Genomic DNA, 17,551 nt, shown 5'->3' on the forward strand with positions numbered 1-17,551 from the left:
TTTTTCCTTTCTTATGCTGAACGATCCCATCGACCTGAACGCCGTGCGGCGGGTGTTGGTCATCAAGCTGCGCCACCACGGCGACGTGCTGCTGACTTCTCCGCTGTTTTCCGCGCTGCAACAGCAGGCGCCGCATCTGGAGATCGACGCGCTGGTCTACCACGACACCCGGGAAATGCTGAGTCTGCATCCGGCTATCGCGCAACTGCACACCATAGATCGCGGCTGGAAAAAACGGGGGCCGCTGGGCCAGGCCCGGGCCGAACTGGCCCTGCTGAGCCAGTTGCGCGCCCGCGGCTACGATCTGGTGATCACGCTGACCGAGCATAATCGCGGCGCCTGGCTGGCGCGTCTGCTTGCGCCGCGCTGGTCCGTAGGCCCGCAGGGCCCTTACGGCCGCTTCTTCAAAAAGAGCTTCACCCACCGCTATCTGCAGGTGCCGGGCAATCGCCGCCACACGATTGAAATTCATCTGGACGCCTTGCGGCGCATCGGCGTGTATCCGGACGCAAGCCAGCGCGAGCTGGTTTTGGTGCCGGGGCACAACGCCGAGGCCACGCTGGCGGCCAAGCTGGCCGAGCGCGGTCTGCGGCCCGGCGCTTACATCCTGGTGCATCCGACCTCGCGCTGGTCATTCAAGAGCTGGCCGGCGGAGAAAATGAGCGCCTTGATCGACGCCTTGAGCGCGCGCGGCGAACATCTGGTCTTGTCGGCCGCGCCGGGCGCGGAAGAAATGGCGATGATCGCCGACATCGAAGCGCGGCTGGAACGGCCGGTGGCCAGCCTGGCCGGCGCGCTGAGCTTGAAGGAGTTGGCGGCGGCGATAGACCAGGCGCGTTTGTACATAGGCGTGGATTCGGTGCCCATGCATATCGCCTCGGCGATGAAAACGCCGTGCGTGGCCTTGTTCGGGCCATCTGGCGATATCGAATGGGGGCCGTGGCAGGTGCCGCACCGCGTGGTGTCCGAGCCCATGCCCTGTCGCCCCTGCGGCAACGCCGGTTGCGGCGGAGGCTGGCAAAGCGAATGCCTGCAACGCATCGATGTGGACGCGGTGCTGACGGCGGTGGACGCGGTCTTGAAGGAAAGCGCATGAAGCGGCTGGCGATTATCCGGCAGAAGTACAATCCGGCGGGCGGCGCGGAACGCATCGTCAGCGCCATCGTCAAGCAATTGCAGACCGGCGGGGAGTTCCATCCGCTATTGATCAGCCGCAATTGGGAGAGCCTGCCGGGCGTGGAAACGCTGCGGGTCAAGCCGTTTTATCTGGGCAGCGTCTGGCGCGACTGGAGCTTCGCCCGCGCCGCGCGCGCCGCGTGGACGCAGGCCGGCGCCGATCTGGTGCAATCGCACGAGCGCATTCCTGGCTGCCATGTGTTCCGCGCCGGCGACGGCGTGCATGCGGCCTGGCTGGACGCGCGGCTGGAAGGCCGGCCCTGGTGGCGGCGGCTGAGCACCTTTTGCAATCCTTACCACCATTTCATGCTGCGCACCGAGCGCGCGATGTTCCGGCATCCGGCCTTGCGCGCGGTGATTTGCAATTCGACCTTGGTGCGCGACGACGTGGTCGGCCGTTTCGGCGTGGATCCGAAGCGCTGCGCGGTGATCCACAACGGCGTGGACAGCGGGTTTTTCAATCCGGCGGCGGCGCGCGAGCAGAGGGCGGCGCTGCGCGAGCGTTACGGCATTCCGCCGGAGGCGCCGACGCTGGTCTACGTGGGGTCCGGTTTCGAGCGCAAGGGCGTAGCGCAGGCGCTGCGCGCCGTCGCGCCGCACGCCGCCGTGCATCTGGTGGTGGTGGGCGGAGACAAGAAGCTGGCGCGCTATCAGCGGCTGGCGGCCCGGCTGGGTTTGTCCGAGCGCGCGCACTTCACCGGTCCGCAGCGCGATGTGCGCAGCCATTACGGACTGGCGGACGGCTTCATCCTGCCGACGCTGTACGAGCCGTTTGGGTCGGTGGTGATTGAGGCGATGGCCTGCGGTTTGCCGGTGCTGACCAGCACGCGTTGCGGCGGCGCGGAGCTGCTGGAGCCGGGCGTCACCGGCTGGTTGGCCGCGGCGGGAGACGCCGCCGCCTGGCAAGACAATGTGGCGGCCTGGCTGGCCGCGCGCGCGGACTGGCCGCGCAGCGGCGAGCTTGCGCGCGCGCGGGTGGCGGGTTTGAGCGAGGGCGCTATGGTGGCGCAGATGCTGGCCTTGTACCGGGAGCTGTCGCTTGGCGACGGCGAAGGCGGGGCCGGAGAATGAGGCCGGGACGTTTCCCCGGGCGTTTGCTGATTTTCACGGCGCTGTTGCTGAGGCTGCCCTGGCAATGGCTGCGCCGCAAGCCGGATCCCGAGCGCACGCGCCGGGTATTGATCCTGCATCAGTTTCTGCTGGGCGACGCCTTGATGGCGACCAGTCTGTTGGCCAAGGCGCGCGAGCGTTTTCCCAAGGCGGAGATCGTGCTGGCCTGTCCGCCGGGACAAGCGCCGCTGTATGCGTCGCGGCCGTACGGCATTCGGACGCTGCCCTGGCAGCCGCGCGACTTCGCCTCGATTCGGCGCTTGTTCGCCGAGGCGCGTTTCGATATCGCCTACCTGATGGGCGAAAACCGGCTCAGCTTTCTCGCCCGCGCGATAGGCGCCCGCTGGATCGTGGGCTTTGCCGGCGAAACGCCGCGCTATAAAAACTGGCTGCTGGACGAGGCGGTGGCGTACGCCGGGCAGCCGGAAGCCTGGACCGATACCGCCGCGCGCTTGATCGACGGACCCGAGCCCCAGCCGTTTCGTTTGCGGGATTGGCCGGTCGCGGCTGAAGGGCTGCCGCCCTTGCCGCCGCGTTTCGTCGTACTGCACGTGGGCGCGAGTTCGGCGACCCGCTTCTGGCCCGCGGCCAGTTGGAATCAGGTCGCGGCCACGGCTCGGGCTTGCCGTTGCGTGGTGTTGTGGTCGTGCGGGCCGGGGGAGCAGCATCTGCTATCGGCCGTCGAGCTGGGGCCGGACGATATCGTCATGGCCGGCACGCTGAGCCTGGCGCAATTGCGCGCCGTCTTGAGCCGCGCCCGCGCCTGCGTGTGTCCGGACACCGGCATCGCGCATCTGGCCAAAGTGGCGGGCGCGCCCTTGCTGATGTTGTTCGGGCCGGGCAGCGAGACCTTGTTCGGCGCGAGCCGGTTTTTCGCCGGCTTCACCTGCGTCGGCGTCGGCCCGGCGTGGTTTCCTTGCCGCAATCAGCGCAGCGTGCATTATCGCGATGTCGATTGGGCCTTGCGTTGTTTCAGAAAATTTGGCGATCAGGCCGGCGAATGCCGCCAGGCGCAGTGTATGGCGGCGCTGCCTGCCGGGCAGGTGGCTGAAACTTTGGAAAAACTTCTGCATGAATGATCATCTGAGCATAGAGCCGCGCTGGCATAGCCGTTTGGCTATTGGCCTGTCCTTGTTGTTTCTGACCTTGGCCAGCGTGTCTCATACGATTGCGCTGCGTTATGTGATCCTGTTGTTGATGCTGGTTCTGGTGGCGAAAGACTATCCCGAACTCAAACGCCACTGGCGCGAGCAGCGCGGGCCTGTCGCGACCCTAGGCGCGTTCCTGTTGTTCGCCTTGTTGCATAGCGTATCGCTCTCGATGTGGCCGGAGGCCTCCGCAGGCGAGTTCCGCAGCCAGCTATTGATGGGAGGCTTGTGGTTTGTGGCGGGCCTGGCTTTGTTCCGCCCCCCTCGGCGCTGGACGATTTCGGACTTGGTCATCCTCGCCGGTTGCGTCTTGGCCTTGACCGAGTTTAGCCATGGCGCTTATGTCTATCTGACTACGGGCTTGTGGCCGTATAACGAGGTGTACACCACCGCCACCAAGCTGGAATTCACCTTCTTCATGAACTTTGTGCTGGCCTTCGTCGTGGCCGCGTTTTGCTTTGGACAACGCGGGACCCATCCGCTCACGCGCTTTCCCCGCTGGGCGCTATGCTTGGCTGCGGCTTTGATTCTGTTTGTCAGCCTCAAGGCGGGCGCGCGCAACGGCATGATCGGTCTTGTCTATCTGATGTTGTCCATGCTGCTGGTGTACTCCGTGTTTGAAGGGCTGAAGATAGGCTGGGGCAAGACTTTGCTTATCGCCGGCGTGGTCCTGGCCGCGGCGGGCAGCATCGCCGCGTATACGATCAAGCAGGATAGCCGGAATCAAGTATTTGTAGAGTCGGCGGCTGCCGGATGGCACTATGCCGACACCAAGGCCTGGCTGCGGATGGAGCCCTATCCTAAGTTGTCAAATGGCATGCCGGTAGATGATTCTGCTTATGAGCGAGTGGCCTGGATTCACAGTGGCCTGGACCTCATCGCGGCCAAGCCCATGGGTTATGGCTATAGCCGCAACGCCTTCACCAATGCGTTGACGGCGACGGGGCACCCCAATCAGGTGGGCCACAGCCACAGCGGTTTCATCGACCTTGGCGTGGGCCTGGGCGTGATCGGCGTCGCGCTGTGGCTGGCGTTTTGCGGCGTGCTGATCTGGACCGGCTATCGGGCCTTCCGTCTGCGCCGCGACACCTTGGGTCTGGTCTTGATGTTGGTGAGCTGCGGCTTTCTCGGACGCATGTTGCTGGAAAGCGTGAACAAGGATCATATGCTGCATCTCTTCTTGTTCACCGCCGCCGCCTTGCTGGCGGAGTTGAGACAGCGGGAGAAAGGCGCCGCGCATGCGTGATTGGGTGCTGTTCACCGAGTCTTCCCCCAATGTCGGCGGGCAGGAGTTGCAGTTGATGCAGCAGATGCGCCTGCTGGGAGAGCGCGGTTTTCGTACGGTGCTGGCCTGCCGGCCGCAGACGCGAGTGATGGAGGTGGCTTGTCAACGCGGGCTGGAGGTGCTGCCGCTGCGCTTTCGCAACAGCCTCCACATGCCGTCCATCTTGGCCTTGAGCGCTTGGATGCGCCGTCATCGTCCGCGGCTGGCCATTTGCCACAGCGGCCACGACAGCAATAATCTGGCCATTGCCGCGCGGCTAATGGGGCGCGGCCGGCCCTTTCTGCTGCGCTCGCGCACTTATCAGCCGGGTCAGGCGTCGGCCTGGAGCTATAACCAGCTGATGGACGCGACCATGTTGCCCAGCGCCTATCTGAAGCGTTGTTTGCTGGAGAACCCGGCCATCCGCCCTGAAAAGCTGCATGTGGTCTATCCCGGCATTGATTTCTCCGCCTTGGATCAGGCCGCCGCGCAGCCCTTGCCGGCGGAGCTGGAGCAATGGCTGTCCCGTTCCTCCGGCCCTCTGCTGGTGCAGGCGGCGATGTTGCGCGGCGAGAAGGGGCACAGGACGGTGTTGGCGGCCTTGGACTTGCTGAGAGACAAGTGGCCGGACGCGCGTTATCTGATTGCCGGAGAAGGGCCGGAGCAGCAGGCGATCGCCGGGCTGGCGCGGCAGTTGGGTTTGCAGGATAGAGTGTTGTTGGCCGGCGTGGTGAGTCCGGTGGCCGCCTTGTTGGCGCGCGCCGACCTGGTGTTGATGCCGTCCAGCTACGAGCCGCTGGGCATGTCGCAGATCGAGGCGCTGGGCCTGGGCGTACCGGTGATCGCCAGCGACACCGGCGGCATTCCCGAGACCATGCGCAATGGCGAAACCGGCGTGTTGGCGCCGCCGGAGGACAGCGCCGCCTGGGCCGCGGCGATCGACCAGGCGCTGAGCCGGCCGGAGATGATGAAAGCCTGGGCGCAAGCCGGGCGCGTCGATGTGCGCTCCCGCTTCGCGCCGGAGCGGAACGTGCGGCGGATCCTGGAACTCAGCGGCCTGGACGCGCCGGGGATTTGACGCTCGGATTGATGACCGCCCGCGGACGCGGGCGTTGGATGATAGGAACGAATGAAGAATTCTTTGCAAAGCAACTGGGCGATTTATCGCCGTTTGCTGGGATATTTGGGCCGCTACTGGAAGGTCTTCCTGATCTCGCTGGTGTCGATGACGGTGGCGGCCTTGACCGAGCCGGCCTTCGCCCGCCTGATGAAGCCCTTGATCGACAGCGGTTTCGTCAACCGTGATCCGCATGCGATCGCCTGGGTGCCCTTGGCCATCATCGGCGTGTTCGCGGTGCGCGGCGTCACCAGCTTTATCAATGAATACACCTCCAGCTGGTTGACCGGCCACTTGGTACAGACGCTGCGCGAACAGATGTTCGCCAAGATGCTGCGTCTGCCGGTGCAATACTATGCCGACAACCAGTCCGGCCGTCTGGTGTCGCGGATTTCCTACGACGTCAACCAGGTGACCGAAGCCGGCTTCAGCGTGATCACGGTCACGGTCAAGGACGGCGTCACCGCGGTCAGCCTGCTGGCCTGGCTGCTGTATATAGACTGGCAACTGACCTTGATCTGCTTGCTGGTGCTGCCGATTGTGTCCCTGTGCATGCGGGTGGTGGGCAAGCGCCTGCGCAATCTATCGCGCGAGAACCAGCAGAATATGGCCATGTTGACCCAGGTGCTGGGCGAGGGCATCAGCTGTCAGCGCGTGATCAAGGTCTATGGCGGCGAAGCGCGCGAGAGTGAGCGTTTTCAGCAGGCGGCGGCGGCCATCCGCCGCAACGCGGTCAAGCAGAGCGCAGCCACGTCCGCCAACACCGGCATCACGCAGTTGATGATTGCCTGCGCGCTGGCCGCCATCCTGTATTTCGCCACGATGCGCGCCCAGAGCGGCGCTTTCACCGCCGGCGATTTCATGTCCTTTCTGACCGCGATGATGTTGTTGTTCGCGCCGGTCAAGCGCATCACCGGCATTGCCCAGGCGATGCAACGCGGCTTGGCGGCGGCGGAGTCGGTCTTCGATTTTCTCGATCTGCCGGAAGAGCCCGATCACGGCCGCACCGCCTTGCCGCGCACGCGCGGCAAGCTGCAGCTCTCGGGAGTGAACTTCCGCTATCCGACGGCGGAGCGGCAGGTGCTGCGCGACATCAATCTGCAGGTCCATCCCGGCGAGACCGTCGCCCTGGTGGGCTCGTCCGGCAGCGGCAAAACCACCTTGGTCAGCTTGATTCCGCGGTTTTACGATCCGGACGGCGGCGAGATCCGTCTGGACGATGTGCGCCTGCAGGACATGCCCTTGAGCGATCTACGCCGGCATATCGCCATGGTCAGCCAGGACGTGGTGCTGTTCAACGACAGCGTGGCGGCCAATATCGCCTACGGCGAAGCCTCGTTCAGTCGCGAGGCGGTGGAGGAGGCCGCGCGCGCGGCCAATGCGCTGGAGTTCATCGAGGCGATGCCGGAAGGGTTCGACACCCTGATCGGCGAAAACGGCGTGCGTCTGTCCGGCGGACAGCGTCAGCGGCTGGCGATTGCCCGCGCTTTGTTGAAGAACGCGCCCTTGCTGATTCTGGACGAGGCGACTTCGGCGCTGGACACCCAGTCCGAGCGGCTGGTGCAGAGCGCGCTGGAAAATCTGATGAAGAACCGCACCACCATTGTGATCGCCCATCGGCTGTCGACGATAGAGAACGCCGACCGCATCGTGGTGATGCATCAGGGCGAGATCGCCGAAGAGGGCTCGCACGCGCAGTTGCTCGCGCGCGACGGGCTCTACGCCAAGCTGCACAGCCTGCAGTTCAAGGACGAGGACGCCGCCGCGGATTGAGCGGACGCTGCGACGAAATCAAGCCGGCCAGGGCGGAAGCCATGGCCGGCTTGACTGAATCGAGGACTCAGAACGCGTTTACGACCCGCAAGCTAAGACGTCAGAGTTTGATTTCGAACAGCGGATCTTGCGGCGCCAGCCGACGACCGTTTTCCTGAATGGTGTGCCAGACCGGCTGGCCTTGCACTTGGGATTGAACGTCGCGCGCCAGCGAGCAATAGGCTTCGCGATTGCATTCGCTGGAATAGGCCCGCAACAAGGTGACCTTGGCCGGCAGATCGTCCGGATTGTCTCGCAGCGAATCTTTCAGCACCCGCACCGCGTCGCGGGTGCGGCCGTAGGCGAGAAAAACCTCCGCCTCGCCCACCGGATCGATGCCGCGTTGGCACGGCTTGGTGTAACGTACTTTCTTCCATAAGAATCGCAGGGCGTAATATCCCGCCATCAGTCCAAAACTGGCGGCAAACGCGCTCAACGCTACCATGTGGCTTCTCCCCTTCCGCTTTGCAACGACTTGGCCTCGCCGGCGGCTCCCCGACATTGTGCGCTCTGGCTTCAAGCTTTGCGCGGGGTGTCCCTGCCGGCCTTCTCCATCTCCAGTAGATTCATTATTCTGATGAAGCGGCGCAAGCGGCAATCCGTAGAAATCCTTATTGAATCTGTACCGATGCCGTTTGAACGCTAACTATTATTGTTCAGTATTTTCTCGAGTATCGCAGAGGGCAGGCCGGCCTGAATAGCGGCTTGGCCCAGTTGTTGCAATAGCACGAACCGGATGGTGCCGGCTTCCACCTTCTTGTCGTGGCTCATCAGCTCCAGCCAGCGCGCCAGCGGCATCTGCGGGCTCTTGACCGGCAGGCCGGCGGCGGCCACCAGGCTGCGCACGCGTTCGACGTCGGCGGCGGACAGCCAGCCTAATTCGGCGGACGCGGCGGCGGCCAGCACCATGCCGGCGCCTATGGCTTCGCCATGCAGCCAGACGCCGTAGCCCAGGCCGGCCTCGATGGCGTGGCCGAAGGTGTGGCCCAGGTTGAGCAGCGCGCGCACGCCGTGCTCTTTTTCATCCTGGCCGACGATGTCCGCCTTCATCTCGCAGCTGCGCTTGACCGCGTGCTGCAGCGCGTTGGGATCGCGCGCGCGCAGGCGCGGCATATTGTCCTCCAGCCAGCCGAGGAAGGCGGCGTCGCCCAGCAGGCCGTACTTGATCACCTCGGCGAGGCCGGCGGACAGCTCGCGTTCCGGCAGCGTATCCAACAGCGACATATCGGCGATCACCGCCTTGGGCTGGTAGAACGCGCCTATCATGTTCTTGCCCTGCGGATGGTTGATCGCGGTCTTGCCGCCGACCGAGGAGTCGACCTGTGCCAGCAAGGTGGTGGGGATCTGGATGAAGGGCGCGCCGCGTTGATAGCAGGCGGCGGCGAAGCCGGTCATGTCGCCGATGACGCCGCCGCCCAGCGCGATCAGGGTGGTTTTGCGTTCGGCGTTGCGCGACAGCAGCGCGTCGAAAATCAGGTTGAGCGTGTTCCAGTCCTTGTGCCGCTCGCCATCCGGCAAGACGACGCTGAAGGAGTCAATCCGGTGTTTGGCCAGCGCCTGTTGCAGCCGGGCCAGATACAGCGGCGCCACCGTCTCGTTGCTGACGATGGCGACCTTGGGCAGGGGCAGATGGGGAAGCAGCAACTCGACCTGTTCCAGCAAGTCCCGGCCAATGTGAATCGGGTAACGGGTGTCGGGCAGGATCAGGTCGAGGGTAATCACAATCAGCTTCCTTGTTCGGGACGGTGTTTGGGGGGGAGGCCGGCCAATTGCTCCATCAGGCGGGCAACCAGCAGGCTGACATTCTGCTGCGTGGTGTCGACGACGATGTCGGCCACCTCGCGATATAAGGGGTCTCGCTCCTGGAACAGGCTTTCCAGCTTGGCCCTGGGGTCGGCGATCTGCAGCAGGGGACGGTTCTTGTCGTGTAGAGTGCGGGCCAGCAAATCGTCTATCGTGGCGCGCAGATAGATGACGGTGCCGTGCGCCGCCAGGCAGGCGCGGTTTTGCGGACGGATGATGGCGCCGCCGCCGGTGGCCAGCACGATGTTGTCCAGGCGGGCGAGGTCGGCGATGACCGAGGTTTCCCGGTCGCGGAAGCGCAACTCGCCTTCGATATCGAAGATGGTCGCGACGCGTACGCCGGTCCTGGCCTCAATCTCGTGGTCAGAGTCGTAAAAGGTTTTGTCGGTGCGCCGCGCCAAAGCTCGGCCTACCGTGGTCTTGCCCGCGCCCATCAAGCCGACCAGAAAAAAATTGCCTGCCGGTTTCTCCATGGCAGGCATTGTAGCCGAGCTTGGCCGCGCTGTCTTTCGGCGTTGCAGCAGCGCCGGGGGCGCTGCGCAGCCGGGGGTTTTATTGATTATTGCCGCTCAGGTCTTCCACCACGCGCGGCGTGATGAAGACCAGCAATTCAGTGCGGTTATCGTACTTTTGCGAGCTGCGGAACAGCGCGCCCAAGATGGGAATGTCGCCGAGCAGCGGTACTTTGTTGACGACATCGCTGATCTGCTGCTGGTAGATGCCGCCGATCACCACCGTGCCGCCGTTCTCCACCAGTACCTGGGTGTTGACCTTCTTGGTGTCTAAGGCCGGGGTGCCGCCCACGCTTAAGGTGGGGCTGACGCTGTCCTTGTTCACCTTGATGTCCAGCATCACGTGATTGTCCGGCGTGATCTGCGGCTTGACGTTCAGGCTGAGCACCGCCTTCTTGAACGAGGTGGCGGTGGCGCCGCTGGACGAGGCTTCTTGGTAGGGAATCTCGGTACCCTGCTCGATGGTGGCTTCCTGCCGGTCCGCGGTCATGATGCGCGGGCTGGAAATCACCCGGCCTTTGTTCTCGGTCTGCAGCGCCTGCAATTCCAGGCCGATGATGGCGGATTTGCCCACGCTATAGAGCGCGGTCAGTGAGCCTGCCGGATTTGGGATAGGCAAGTTGACGCCGGGGGAAATGACATAGGGTGCTTGAGTGGCATTACCCACGATGCCTAGGCGGCCATTGGCGTTGGTGATGGCGTTGGTCAAGCCGCCGCCGGAAATGATGCCGGTGCTACCGACGCGGTCGAAAGACAGCTTAACGCCTAGGTTGCGGCTCCAGTTGTCGGTGGCCTCGACGATGCGCGCCTCGATCAGCACCTGTTTCACCGGCACATCGGTCTTGCCGATGATGTCGCGGATCTTGTCTATGGTGCTGCCGGTGTCGTTGATGATCAGGGTATTGGTCTTGGGATCGATCAGCGCGCTGCCGCGCTCGGTCAGGATGCTTTCCTTCTTACCCGTGGTGTTCGTGCCGTCCAGCACCTTCTTGAAGTCCTCCGCCGAGCGGTAGCGCAGCACGAAGGTTTCCGAGCGCACCGGCTCCAGCGTGGCCAGTTGCTGCCTGGCCTCCTGCACCTGCTTGTCGCGTGCCAGCAGTTCTTCGCGCGGCGCGATCTGGATGATGTTGCCGGCGCGGCGCTGGTCCAGGCCCTTGGTCTGCAGGATCAGGTCCAGCGCCTGGTCCCAGGGCACGTCTTTCAGCCGCAGCGTGATATTGCCGTTGACGGAATCGCTGGTGACGATATTGAGGCCGGTGAATTCGGCGATCACCTGCAGGACGGTGCGCACTTCGATGTTCTGGAAGTTCAGCGACAGCTTGTCGCCCTTGTACTGCGGTTTCTGGTTGGCGTCGGCGCTGGCCGCGGACTCCGGCGCCGGTCGGCGGATTTCAACGACCAGCTGCCCGTCGGTCTGGTAGGAGGAGAAGTCCCAGTCTCCCTGCGGCTGAATCTGGATGCGGCTGTTGCCGCCCTGGTTGCGGGCGTCGATCTTGGATACCGGGGTGCCGAAGTCGGCAACGTCCAGCCGGCGCTGGTTCTGCCTGTCCAGCTGAGTGCCCAGCACGTCCACCAGCAATTGCTTGCCTTCGCGGCGGATGTCGACCGGGGTGTTGGCGGACGGCAGTTTGATCTCCACCCGGCCTTCGCCGTTCTTGCCGCGGCGGAAGTCCAGCGCCAGCGGCTGGGCGCCGGCGATCTGGACCGGGCTTGGGCGCGTGGCACTTTGCGCGCTGGCGGCGGGGCGCTCCACCGGCGTGGCGGCCTGGGCGGCGCTGCCGAGATTCGGGTTCAGCGTAACCCGCAGCGTGTTGCCGGATACGCTGCTGCTGTACAGCGCGTTGCGGCTCAGGCTCAGCACCAGCCGGGAGCGGCCGTTGGCCTCCACCGCCACCGCGGATTTGACCAGCGGGCCGCCGAAGTCCTGCTGCGGCTTGGCCAGCTTGATGCTGGCGCCGGCGAAGTCGAAGGCGATGCGCGGCGGGTTGGCGATGGCGAAGCTGTTGGGCTGGACGGCGGGGCCGTCAAAGCTGACCTGCAGCACCTGCTGGTCGCCGTCGCCGTTGGCCAGCTGGATCGCGGTGATCGCCGGACCGGCGTAGGCGAAACCGAACAGCAGGGACAGGCCCAGCCCCGACAACAGTTTGATGGAGTGCTTGCTCATTTGTTTTGCCCTTGTTCGTCCAGGTACATGCTGGTGTTGCGCTGCACCCATTCTCCGTTCAAATCTTCCACGGTCTCAGTCAACTGGATGTCCGTGTCGCCGACTTTCTTGATCTGGCCGAAATTGGGGCCGACGAAATTGCCGGCCTGAACGCGGTAAATCGAGCCTTCGGGCGTGCGCACCAGGCCGTAGTTGGCGCCGCCGCGGCGGATGACGCCGACAATCTTCAACTTGTCCAGATCGTAGTTTTCCAGCGCCTCGCGCGGCCGTTTCATATCCGGCGCGTTCGCCAGGTTCTGATTCTTGGCCGCGGCGAGCTTCTGCGCGTTGAAGGGGTCGAGCAGGTCGAAGGCCTGGTAGGCGAACGGCTGGTAGGACTGCGCCTGGGGCAGCGGTTCGATCTGGCCGCGCAAGCCCTGGGTGCTGGTTTGCATCCACTGGCGCAGATCGTCGGTGTCGCCGCTGCCGCAGGCGGCAAGCAGCAAGGGCAGTAGGCAAGCGAGAGTTCTTGTCATGGGCTGTGCGGCTCACTTATTGGGAGGGGCCGCCTGCGCGGTCCGCTCCTCTGGCTCCAGCGCGCGGAAAGTCTTGGCGGTGGCGTCCATGGTCAGGCGCGCGCCCTTGGCGTCCGGCGTCAGGCTGATGTCGGCTATGGTGACGATGCGGGACAGCTGCGCCACATCGCTGACGAAGGCTGCCAAGTCGTTATAGCTGCCGGTCAGGCGGATGGTGATCGGCACTTCCGCCATCTCGGCCGTCTTGATTTCCGGGTTGGGCCGGAACAGCTCGAACTGTAGCCCGCGGCCGATGCCGGCCTGGTTGATCTCGGTCAACAGCGTGTCCATGTTCGACTTGGTCGGCAGCTGCTTGAGCAGGGCGCCGAAGGAGGCGTCGATTTCCTTCAACTGCTGTTGCAGCGCGTCCAGGTTGACCGCCTGGCGCTTCTTGTCGACATAAGTCTGCTTGAGCTGCTCTTCCTGTTGCTTGGCGGCGTTGAGGCGGTCCAGTTCCTCGCTGAGCACGAAGAAATAACCGAGGCCGACGAAACAGGCGACCAGCAGCGCCAGCGCGATGGCCTGGCCTTGCAACGGCCAGTTGGTGATGTCCTTGGGGTCCAGCGAGCGCAATTCGTCCAGCGTCATGGCTTGGCTCCGGGTGAGGCGGGCTTGCCGGCTTTGGGCGGGGCGGCTTCGCGCAGGCTGCAGTTCAGGGTGAATTCGTTGGCGCGCTGGCCGTTGATGTTGGAGGCCTTCACTTCGACCAGCACCGGCGCGTCAAAGACGTTGGATTGGGCCAGGCTGCGCATATAGTTGGAGACCCGCGCGCCGGACAAGGCGTAGCCGGACAGCGTGAACTGGTTGCCGGCCTGCTTGAAGCTTCTCAGATAGACGCCGTCCGGGGTTTGGCGCACCAGTTGGTCGAAGACGTGCACGCCTTCGTTGCGGCCCTGTTCCAGCCGTTCCACCAGCTGTTTGCGCGACAGCAGATCGTCGCGCTGCTTCTTCAAGGTGCCGATATTCTTGATCTGGTTGTCCAGCTTGGCGATTTCACCCTGCAGGAAATCATTGCGCTGCTGCTGATGGGACAGGCGGCCGCCGATGATCAGATAGCTGAGTACCACCAGGGCCAGCGAAGCCACCAGCGTCAGGCCCAGCATCACCTGGAAGCGCAGCCGGTGCGCGGCTTTTTTCTGTTCGCGGTGGGGGAGGAGGTTGATGCGTATCATCAGTCGAACCTCCGCATGGCCAGGCCGCAGGCCACCAGCAAGGCCGGCGCGTCCATCAGCAATTCCTTGAGGCGGATGTGGCTGGACTGCACCATGGTGCTGAACGGGTTGGCGATCATGGTGCTGATCTGGGTGCGGCCGGCCACCGCGTCGTCCAGGCCCGGCAGCATGCTGCAGCCGCCGGCCAGCAGGATGTAGTCGACACGCAGGTATTGCGACACGCTGACCGTGGTGTAGAAGAACTGCAGCGCGCGCTGTATCTCCTGGGCCAGAGAGTCGACGAAGGGATGCATCAGTTCGGATTCATAGCCGTCCGGCAGGCTCATCCCGCGTTTGCCGCTTTCCGCCTCTTCATAGCTGATGCCGTAGCGGCGCTGGATGTCGCGCGTCAGTTGCTGGCCGCCGAACACTTGTTCGCGATAATAGACTTGCTGGTTGTTGCGGATGACGTTGCAGTGGATGCGGGTGGCGCCGATGTCGAACAGGGCGAAGGTCTGGTTCATGCCCTGTTCCGGCAATTGCTGTTCGACCTGCTCGAAGGCCGTCATCATGGCGAAGGATTCGACGTCCACCACCTGGGCGCGCAGGCCGGCCATCTCCACCACAGCCACGCGCTCCTCCACCTTCTCTTTGCGGGCGGCGCAGAGCAGCACTTCCAGATCGTCGATGCTGGACGGCGCCGGTCCCAGCACCTGATGGTCCAGATTCACCTCTTCCAGCGGGAAGGGAATGCTCTGATTGGCTTCGGATTCGATCAATTCCGCCAGGTTGTCGGTCTGGCTGACCGGCACCAGCAGCTTCTTGTAAATCGCCATCGCCGTGGGGATGGCGATGGCGACGTGGCGGGTGGGGCTGCCCAGCCGTTTCCAGGCGCGGCGCAGGGTTTCCGCGATGCCCTCGATATCCACCAGATTGCCGTCGCTGATCGCGTCCTTGGGCAAGGCTTCGATCACATAGCGTTCGACCTGGCAGTTTTTCCCCGAGCGTGAAAGCTCCACCAGTTTGACGGCGGTGCTGCTGATATCCAGTCCCAACATTGGAACATTTTTAGCCTTAGCCAATCCAAGTTGTTCTAGCCAGGGAGGGGCGGCTTTGAGTTTGTCGATGAGCATCAGGTGCCTCGATTGGTCCTATGCGACAGTTTTTTGGCCTGTCGCTGCCATTGTTTGTCTTGCGTGCTTTCACAAGACGTTATAATCCGGTTTCCAGTGAAAGCCCATTGTAAATATGCTAAGACGAATCCTTGCAATACTTGCAGGTCTGTTTCTAGGTGGAGCCGTATTGGTTGCTGGCGCAGGCGCCATTGCAATCATCATAACCTACCCGCGCTTGCCGAGTCTTGATGTACTGACGGACTATCGTCCGAAAATTCCCCTTCGCGTATATTCCGCCGACAATCAACTGATAGGCGAATTCGGCGAAGAGCGTCGTTCCTTCTCCCGCATCCACGAAGTGCCGCAGCTGATGAAACAGGCGGTGATGGCGGCCGAAGACGAACGTTTCTACCAGCACAGCGGCGTCGATTACGTCGGCGTGGTGCGCGCCGCGGTCGGCAATCTGGTGTCCGGACACGCCCGTTCCGGCGCCAGCACCATCACCATGCAGGTGGCCAAGAACTTCTTCCTGTCCAGCGAGAAAACCTTTACCCGCAAGTTCAACGAAGCGCTGCTGGCCTTCAAGATCGAACACACGTTGAGCAAGGACCAGATCCTGGAGCTGTACTTCAACCAGATCTATCTGGGCCAGCGCGCCTACGGCTTCTCCGCCGCGGCCCAGGCCTATTACGGCAAGCCGCTGGCGGATCTGTCCGTGGCGGAAATGGCGATGCTGGCCGGCCTGCCCAAGGCCCCGTCCGCCTACAACCCCATCGTCAATCCGGACCGCGCCCGTCTGCGTCAGCAATACGTGTTGCGCCGGATGCGCGAGCTTAATTTCATCACCCAGGAGCAATACGACGCCGCCTTGGCCGAGCCGATGAAGCTGGCCAGCCAGAGCGCCGACAGCAGCAGCCAGCCGGCGCAGTATGTGGCGGAAATGGTGCGCCAGGCGATGTACGAGCGCTACCGCGAATCGGCGTATACCGAAGGCTTCAAGGTCTACACCACCCTGGACAGCCGTCATCAGAAATGGGCGTACGACGCCCTGCGCGCCGGCCTGGTGGATTACGACCGCAAAATGGGCTATCGCGGCCCGGAAAGCACGGTGGAACTGTCCGGCGTCGAAGGCGAGCAGCAGACCGAAGCGCTGGACGACGCCATCAGCGAACTGCGCGACAGCGGCGACATGCTGCCGGCTATCGTGCTGTCCGCCAGTCCGTCGGAAGTGCGCGCCTATATGCGCGGCGGCAAGGTGGCGGTGATCAAGGGCAACGGCCTGGATTTCGCGCGCCGCGCGCTGGGCGGCAAGGTCAGCGCCGCGCAGCAGATCCGCCGCGGTTCGGTGATCCGCATCCGCGCGCATGAAAAAGGCTATTGGGAAATCGTGCAGATGCCGGAAGTGGAAGGCGCCTTCGTGTCCATGGACACCCGCAGCGGCGCGATCCGCGCGCTGGTGGGCGGCTTCGACTTCAACCGTCGCAGCTTCAACCATGTGACCCAGGCCTGGCGTCAGCCCGGTTCCACCTTCAAGCCCTTCATCTATTCCGCCGGCATCGAACGCGGCCTGACGCCGTCTACGATGATCAACGACGCGCCGCTGTCTGTGGTGGGCGCGGACGGTCAGCGCTGGGAGCCCAAGAACGACAACGGCAAATTCGCCGGCATGATCACCATGCGCACCGGCCTGACCCAGTCCAAAAACCTGGTGTCGGTGCGGGTGCTGATGGCCACCGGCACCGATTACGCCCAGCAGTACATCCAGCGTTTCGGCTTCGCCGCCAAGCAGCATCCGGCCTATCTAACCATGGCGCTGGGCGCCGGCGCGGTGACGCCGCTACAAATGGTGGAGGGCTACTCGGTGTTCGCCAACGGCGGTTACCGCAGCAAAGGCTATTTCATCGACCGCATCGAAGACCAGTCCGGACGCGTGCTGGCGAAGACCGTGCCCACCGTCGCCGGTCAGAACGCGCCGCAGGCGATAGACCCGCGCAACGCCTTCATCATGAGCTCCATGCTCAAGGACGTGGTGCGCTACGGCACCGGCTACCGTGCGATGAGCCTGGGCCGCACCGATCTGGCCGGCAAGACCGGCACCACCTCGGATTGGAAGGACGCCTGGTTCGTTGGCTACAACCCCAATCTGGTGGCCGCCGCCTGGGTGGGCTTCGATCAGCCGCGCTCGCTGGGCCGTTACGGCTACGGCGGCACCGCGGCGCTGCCGGTATGGATCAATTACATGGCCAACGCGCTCAAGGGCCAGCCGGAAGTGGACATGCCGGTGCCGGAAGGCCTCGTGGTCAAGGCCGGCGCCGGCCAGCGCGGCGGCGACGAGTACTACTACGAAGAGTTCCAGAAGACCAATCCGGAGCTGAAAGTGGACAACCACGGCGCGGTGCCGGGCGCAGGCGGCGACGCCAGCGGCGGCGCCAGCGAGACGCCGGACAAGCCGGCTGCTCAGGATGCGGTGGAGAACGTCAAAGACCAGCTGTTCTAAGAACGTATTTACGATCTCGCGAGCTAAGGCGAGACAAGGCGAAAACGGCTGAGAAAGCGGAATGTACACGTGGTACATGAGCATTTCGAAGATGGTTTCAACGCCGTATCGCCGACGCGCAGCAGATC

At 63.8% G+C, this 17,551-nt stretch carries 15 protein-coding genes; 7 read left to right on the plus strand and 8 right to left on the minus strand.

The features are described from left to right. Nucleotides 1-13: 13 nt before the first annotated feature. The 6 genes from rfaQ to msbA are packed head-to-tail and all read left to right on the plus strand — an operon-like array spanning nucleotide 14 to nucleotide 7,588. A complete protein-coding gene (gene rfaQ, locus NK214_RS08305) occupies nucleotides 14-1,096 on the plus strand; it encodes a putative lipopolysaccharide heptosyltransferase III (protein WP_253314211.1) in 1,083 nt (360 codons plus the stop codon). Next, the gene (locus tag NK214_RS08310; protein WP_253314212.1) at nucleotides 1,093-2,247 is read left to right on the plus strand and encodes a glycosyltransferase family 4 protein; all 1,155 of its coding nucleotides are present in this window, start codon (nucleotides 1,093-1,095) and stop codon (nucleotides 2,245-2,247) included. Before rfaQ ends, NK214_RS08310 begins: the two co-directional genes overlap by 4 nt. After that, on the plus strand, nucleotides 2,244-3,365 hold the full coding sequence (locus tag NK214_RS08315; RefSeq protein ID WP_253314213.1) for a glycosyltransferase family 9 protein: 1,122 nt from the start codon (nucleotides 2,244-2,246) through the stop codon (nucleotides 3,363-3,365). The genes NK214_RS08310 and NK214_RS08315 overlap by 4 nt, the downstream gene beginning before the upstream one ends. Further along, nucleotides 3,358-4,680, plus strand: coding sequence for an O-antigen ligase (locus NK214_RS08320; RefSeq protein WP_253314214.1), 1,323 nt, complete (start codon nucleotides 3,358-3,360; stop codon nucleotides 4,678-4,680). Before NK214_RS08315 ends, NK214_RS08320 begins: the two co-directional genes overlap by 8 nt. Beyond that, on the plus strand, nucleotides 4,673-5,776 hold the full coding sequence (locus tag NK214_RS08325; RefSeq protein WP_253314215.1) for a glycosyltransferase family 4 protein: 1,104 nt from the start codon (nucleotides 4,673-4,675) through the stop codon (nucleotides 5,774-5,776). The genes NK214_RS08320 and NK214_RS08325 overlap by 8 nt, the downstream gene beginning before the upstream one ends. Before the next feature lie 51 nt (nucleotides 5,777-5,827). Further along, nucleotides 5,828-7,588 (plus strand): lipid A export permease/ATP-binding protein MsbA, encoded by a 1,761-nt coding sequence (msbA, locus tag NK214_RS08330; RefSeq protein WP_253314216.1) that lies wholly within the window; start codon nucleotides 5,828-5,830, stop codon nucleotides 7,586-7,588. Between the two features lie 100 nt (nucleotides 7,589-7,688). Here msbA and NK214_RS08335 read toward each other — a convergent pair whose 3' ends face one another. The 8 genes from NK214_RS08335 to NK214_RS08370 all read right to left on the minus strand — a co-directional run bounded on the left by NK214_RS08335 (nucleotide 7,689) and on the right by NK214_RS08370 (nucleotide 14,869). After that, nucleotides 7,689-8,072 (minus strand): FimV family protein, encoded by a 384-nt coding sequence (locus NK214_RS08335; protein WP_227105271.1) that lies wholly within the window; start codon nucleotides 8,070-8,072, stop codon nucleotides 7,689-7,691. Nucleotides 8,073-8,269: 197 nt separating this feature from the next. Next, entirely contained in the window at nucleotides 8,270-9,349 is a 1,080-nt protein-coding gene (gene aroB / locus NK214_RS08340) for a 3-dehydroquinate synthase (RefSeq protein WP_253314217.1), read from the minus strand. Nucleotides 9,350-9,351: 2 nt separating this feature from the next. After that, a complete protein-coding gene (gene aroK / locus NK214_RS08345) occupies nucleotides 9,352-9,912 on the minus strand; it encodes a shikimate kinase AroK (protein WP_227105266.1) in 561 nt (186 codons plus the stop codon). 70 nt (nucleotides 9,913-9,982) lie between these two features. Next, nucleotides 9,983-12,106, minus strand: a complete 2,124-nt coding sequence (gene pilQ / locus NK214_RS08350; protein WP_253314218.1) for a type IV pilus secretin PilQ — start codon at nucleotides 12,104-12,106, stop codon at nucleotides 9,983-9,985. Then, nucleotides 12,103-12,621, minus strand: a complete 519-nt coding sequence (locus NK214_RS08355) for a pilus assembly protein PilP (RefSeq protein WP_107800725.1) — start codon at nucleotides 12,619-12,621, stop codon at nucleotides 12,103-12,105. The genes pilQ and NK214_RS08355 overlap by 4 nt, the downstream gene beginning before the upstream one ends. Nucleotides 12,622-12,633: 12 nt before the next feature. After that, entirely contained in the window at nucleotides 12,634-13,248 is a 615-nt protein-coding gene (locus NK214_RS08360; protein ID WP_253314219.1) for a type 4a pilus biogenesis protein PilO, read from the minus strand. Next, nucleotides 13,245-13,832 carry a PilN domain-containing protein gene (locus tag NK214_RS08365; protein WP_107800723.1) on the minus strand — a complete coding sequence of 196 codons (588 nt, stop codon included), beginning with the start codon at nucleotides 13,830-13,832 and terminating at the stop codon, nucleotides 13,245-13,247. Before NK214_RS08365 ends, NK214_RS08360 begins: the two co-directional genes overlap by 4 nt. Further along, a complete protein-coding gene (locus NK214_RS08370; protein ID WP_227105261.1) occupies nucleotides 13,832-14,869 on the minus strand; it encodes a pilus assembly protein PilM in 1,038 nt (345 codons plus the stop codon). The genes NK214_RS08365 and NK214_RS08370 overlap by 1 nt, the downstream gene beginning before the upstream one ends. Before the next feature lie 190 nt (nucleotides 14,870-15,059). Between NK214_RS08370 and NK214_RS08375 the strand changes: the two genes are divergently transcribed. Next, nucleotides 15,060-17,423 (plus strand): penicillin-binding protein 1A, encoded by a 2,364-nt coding sequence (locus tag NK214_RS08375; protein WP_107800721.1) that lies wholly within the window; start codon nucleotides 15,060-15,062, stop codon nucleotides 17,421-17,423. Nucleotides 17,424-17,551 lie beyond the last annotated feature (128 nt).

Origin of the sequence: Chromobacterium sp. S0633 (genome assembly GCF_024158805.1) — a bacterium.
Taxonomy (GTDB): domain Bacteria; phylum Pseudomonadota; class Gammaproteobacteria; order Burkholderiales; family Chromobacteriaceae; genus Chromobacterium.